The following is a 4976-nucleotide window of genomic DNA, read 5'->3' as shown; positions in this document are numbered from 1 at the left end:
CCCCATCCCTTTCCCCAATTGGTAGGGAACTTGACTAATATAAAGCCAGTCGATGGCTTAAACTTGTTATAAATTTCAAGTTGTCTTTTGTTATCGTTAATTGTGCAATTATTCGGTAAACTATTTTCACTTCCAATTGTGCTGTTACCAAATAAAAAAAATCAAAATTTTCAGGGTGAAGCAATTCCGAAGGTTAAGGATTATAACTGAATTTCTACTTTGTCTTTGCTTGCGAATAAACGGCTATTTTCGCGTCATCTGGTAGATAGGAGTAGTATTGTATAAAATTTACTGAGCATCTACCAATGAATGTGAAAAAATTAAAGTCTTAAAGCTTCCCTAGTTACAACAATTGTCAGATAAATGAACAAAAAATTTTTCCTTACGTTACTTTCCAGCCCTATTTTGTTTTCGTCTATAGTGTCAATGGCGGTTTTTTCTCAGCCAGCTAGCGCTAATCAAACAGTTAATCCTACTCCTAGTCAGTTTTCTTGCGGACGAAAAGCACCTGTAGCTGTAGCAAATCCAAGTTTGGCTTGTACTCGCTTAAATAGACAAAATGATTCAACTTCTGATGAATTACCTGCATTGGAATTTACCGAAGAAGAAAGCGATGCTTCTGTTATTTTGTTCGGTTGCGATTGCCCGTCTTGCTTAAATGCTTTACGTCAAATACGCGGTTTACCTCCTTTAGTTTAAGGTTAATTTTTGGGTCTAGAAGTCGGGTTTTTGTCAGCTTTGTAAAGCTCTGACAGATATTTATCCTAAAAACCCGACTTCTCTACTCTACAAACAACTGAGAATTGAGAATTACTCTAATTGCTCTCAAATAATCTACACTCGAAGAGATAGGCTTTATAATTCGTCTGTAAAATGTCCTCTTCTTTAGATTCTTTACCACCCGCTCTTGCGAAAATTGTCCAACGCTTCAAACGTGCTTCTGACCCCAAGCGACGTTACGAACAGTTGATTTGGTATGGTCAAAAACTTCCTGAGTTCCCAGAATCGGGCAAAATACCTGAAAATAAAGTTCCTGGCTGCGTTTCTCAGGTTTTCGTTATTGCTTCTTTAGATGATGACAAAGTAACTTTTGAAGGTGATTCGGATTCTCAATTAACTAAAGGCTTAGTAGCACTTTTAATTGAAGGGTTGAATGGATTAACACCGACACAAATTGTTCAACTAACCCCAGATTTTATTCAAGAAACTGGTTTAAATGTCAGTTTAACCCCTTCCCGTGCTAATGGTTTCTATAATATTTTTAAAACCATGCAGAAAAAAGCATTAGAATCTCAACAACCTGCGTCAAACTAAACCACAGCTAACGGTAAAATAAATTTGACTAACCCTCAACCTTCAACCTCAAACCTTTATTTAACCTTTAACCTTTAACCTTTAACCTTTGACCTTTAACCTGCTCAGGGATTTACTTATATGAAAACAGACATTTCATCTACTTCTTATCCCGTGCGGATTGGGGGAGTAGTACAACAATTTTTATGGAATAGGGAAGACCAAGATTATCCTATAGTTTATGAATCTTTGGGTCAAGGTTCCCCAGTATTGTTGCTTCCTGCATTTAGCACCGTTTCTACACGTGCGGAAATGAGCGGACTTGCTAAACGACTTTCTGCTAAATATAAAGCGATCGCTGTAGATTTTCCCGGCTTTGGAGATTCTGGACGACCGAGAGCCGATTATAGTCCTGCTTTATACAGAGATTTTCTGGAAGATTTTGTCTTGACTACTTTTGACAGAAAGCCCGTTGCTGTCATAGCTGCTGGTCATAGTGCGCCTTATGTTTTATGGTTAGCAGATAAATATCCTACCGTATTTTCCCGGATAGTGTTAGTAGCACCAACTTGGCAAGGTCCTTTTGCAGTGATGGGAGTCAATGGAATAGTACGGAATTTACTCAAGGAAACGGTTAGATTACCAATAGTTGGTCAAGTCCTTTATCAACTCAACACTTTACCGTCATTTTTAAAATTCATGTATCGTCGTCACGTTTACGTCGATGGGGAAAAATTAACTCCGGAGTTTATCCAAAATAAATGGGAAAATACCCAGCAACCCGGAGGAAGATTTGCTCCTGCGGCTTTTGTAACTGGTAATCTTGATCTAACCAAAAATAGAAACGATTTACTCGGATTTATTCGGGGGATGTCAATACCGATTATGGTGGTAATTGGTGAGTCTTCCCCCAAATCATCGCGACGAGAAATGGAAGCAATCGCAGCTTTACCCAGAGTCGAGAGCGTGCTACTTCCCGGTTCTTTGGGAATGCATGAGGAATTCCCAGATGATATAGCTGAGGTGATTTTACCTTTTTTGACAACTACTGTAAGTCGGTAGATTCTGACTTACCCTGAGAAGATAAGGCTGTGATATCTACCAATATCTGAATTTATTCAATAATCAAACCGGATTATTATGGTTTTTTTTGAAATTATTACTGATATAACCTAGTAATAATTGACTATTTATTAAAAGAAAGAAACTCAAAGCGTTACTTTAGTTATGTGATTAGAAATTGTTATACAAAATCAAGAGTCACACCAAAAATTTTTTGTATATTATTTGTGTTAAACATTTGAGAGGAATATATGATTAGTACAGAAACAAACTTGGTACCAGTAACCGTTTTAACTGGGTATTTAGGAGCAGGAAAAACAACTTTACTAAATCGGATTCTGACACACGAACATGGTAAGAAAGTCGCAGTCATAGTCAATGAATTTGGAGAAGTGGGTATTGATAATCAGTTGGTTATTGATACTGATGAAGAAATTTTTGAGATGAACAATGGCTGTATTTGCTGTACTGTTCGCGGTGATTTGATGCGGATTATCGGTAATTTAATGAAGCGCCGTCACAAATTTGACCATTTAGTAATTGAAACTACGGGTTTAGCTGACCCCGCACCAGTAATTCAAACATTCTTTGTAGATGAAGATATGCGGGAACAATTGTTACTCGATGCTGTGGTAACTGTAGTTGATGCTAAGCATATTTGGCAACATTGGGATGCAGAAGAAGCTCAAGAACAAATCGCTTTCGCTGACGTAATATTACTTAATAAAACAGATTTGGTGACGAACGAACAGTTATCAGAATTGGAAAATAGAATTCGGGGAATGAACGCGATCGCAAAAGTTTATCGTACCCAAGATGCACAGTTGGAAATGGATGCATTACTCGGTGTAAGAGCGTTTGATTTAAATCGTGCTTTGGAAATCGATCCGGATTTTTTGGGTGAAGATGCTCACCAACACGATGAAAGCGTTTATTCGGTTGCATTAGTACTTGATGGTGAACTTGATGGTGATAAATTGGATAAGTGGTTAGGTAATTTATTACAAACTCAAGGTCCCGATATCTTCCGCACCAAAGGAATTTTAAATATTGCTGGAGAAGAAAATCGCTTTGTCTTTCAAGGAGTGCATATGTTATTAGATGGTAGAGCAGATCGTCCTTGGAAGGAAAACGAAACCCGTAAAAATGAACTGGTATTCATTGGACGCAATCTTGATGAAGCCAAGTTAAGAGAAGAATTTAAAGCTTGTGTTGTCTGAAGTGGTAATTGGTAATTGGTAATTGGTAATTGGTAATTGGTAATTGGTAATTGGTAATGGGTAATGGGTAATTGGTAATTGGTAATTGGTAATGGGTAATTGGTAATTGGTAATGGGAGTATGGGATACAGGAGATTTTCGGAAAAAAATAACTCCTAACTCATAACTCCTAACTCATAACTCCTAACTCATAACTCCTAACTCATAACTCCTAACTCATAACTCCTAACTCCTAACTCCTAACTCATAACTCCTAACTCCTAACTCCTAACTCATAACTCCTAACTTTTCAATCCAAAATCCCAACTCTAAAATCCAAAATTCTATGAGCCAATCTACCGTCAACTCCGAACAATTTTCCCTGATATCATCACAAACTCTCTCAGATTACGTTACTGCTGTTGCTTGGTCAACCCAAGGGGATGTTTTGGCTGCAACTTCTGCTGCTGGAGAAGTGGTATTTTGGCAAAATGACGATTTACTTACTTTGCAATCTGGTAATGGTGAATCTGTAGATTGCCTTGCTTTTTCCTCTGATGATAAATTTTTAGCAGTTGGTGGACAAAATGGACAAGTCAAAATCTGGAGAGAAAATGAATTAATCGCGACTTTAGAAAATGCACCTGCTTGGGTTGATAAATTGGCTTGGAGTCCGAAATACAATCATTTGGCTTTTGTTTTGGGACGTAAAGTCCAAATTTGGGATGCTGATACCCGCGATTTTGTTGCGATTTTAGATTTTGATAACTCTTCCCCATTGGCTATTGATTGGCGAAATGATGGAAATTATATTGCGATCGCGGGACATCTGGGTGTAAAAGTTTGGAATACTCATGATTGGGGCGTACAACCATATATTTTAGATATTCCTTCTACAAGTTTAACCATGGCTTGGTCTAGGGATGGAAAATATCTTGCTTGTGGTAATATCGATAAAACCATTGCAGTGGTCGAAACTCAACAGTTAATCTCTGAGGATGAACCCAGTCCGTGGATTATGCAGGGTTTTCCGGGTAAAATTCGTGACATTGCATGGTCACAAATTAATTCCGAAAATGGTGCGCCTTTACTGGCCTGTTGTAGCGTTGATGGTATTGTATTGTGGGAAAAACAATCTGGTGAAGACTCTGATTGGGAAGCAACAATTTTAACTAATCATGCTGATATTATTCAAGCTATTGATTTTGCTCCCAACAGCTTTTTACTCGCTTCTGCTGGCAGCGATGGTTGGTTATGTTTATGGGAAAATTCTCAAATTTCACAAGTAATTACAGGTGTTAGAGACGGTTTTACCTGCGTTGCTTGGCACCTTCAAGGTAGTAAAGTTGCCGCTGGGGGAGAAAATGGTGAGTTATTAGTTTGGGGAAAGTATTAAAGGGAATAGGAGATGGGGAGATGGGG

5 protein-coding genes are annotated in these 4976 nt (G+C 38.1%); all 5 read left to right on the top strand.

Translation table 11 applies throughout. The features are described 5' to 3' along the window. Window positions 1-426: 426 nt before the first annotated feature. The 5 genes from IQ247_RS31335 (at window position 427) to IQ247_RS31315 (ending at window position 4950) form a co-directional block, all read left to right on the top strand. A complete protein-coding gene (locus IQ247_RS31335) occupies window positions 427-699 on the top strand; it encodes a hypothetical protein (protein WP_228060217.1) in 273 nt (90 codons plus the stop codon). Window positions 700-873: 174 nt separating this feature from the next. Next, window positions 874-1314 carry a SufE family protein gene (locus IQ247_RS31330; RefSeq protein ID WP_193926044.1) on the top strand — a complete coding sequence of 147 codons (441 nt, stop codon included), beginning with the start codon at window positions 874-876 and terminating at the stop codon, window positions 1312-1314. A 120-nt stretch (window positions 1315-1434) separates the two neighbouring features. Continuing rightward, entirely contained in the window at window positions 1435-2355 is a 921-nt protein-coding gene (locus IQ247_RS31325; protein WP_193926042.1) for an alpha/beta fold hydrolase, read from the top strand. Window positions 2356-2606: 251 nt separating this feature from the next. Next, on the top strand, window positions 2607-3575 hold the full coding sequence (locus IQ247_RS31320; RefSeq protein WP_193926040.1) for a CobW family GTP-binding protein: 969 nt from the start codon (window positions 2607-2609) through the stop codon (window positions 3573-3575). A 325-nt stretch (window positions 3576-3900) separates the two neighbouring features. Further along, on the top strand, window positions 3901-4950 hold the full coding sequence (locus IQ247_RS31315) for a WD40 repeat domain-containing protein (RefSeq protein ID WP_193926038.1): 1050 nt from the start codon (window positions 3901-3903) through the stop codon (window positions 4948-4950). Window positions 4951-4976 lie beyond the last annotated feature (26 nt).

The sequence above is a fragment of the Plectonema cf. radiosum LEGE 06105 genome (assembly GCF_015207665.1).
Taxonomy (GTDB): Bacteria; Cyanobacteriota; Cyanobacteriia; order Cyanobacteriales; family Nostocaceae; genus Rivularia; species Rivularia radiosa_A.
Note: the sequence above shows the minus strand (reverse complement) of the source record. Positions and strands in the feature narration are given on the sequence as shown.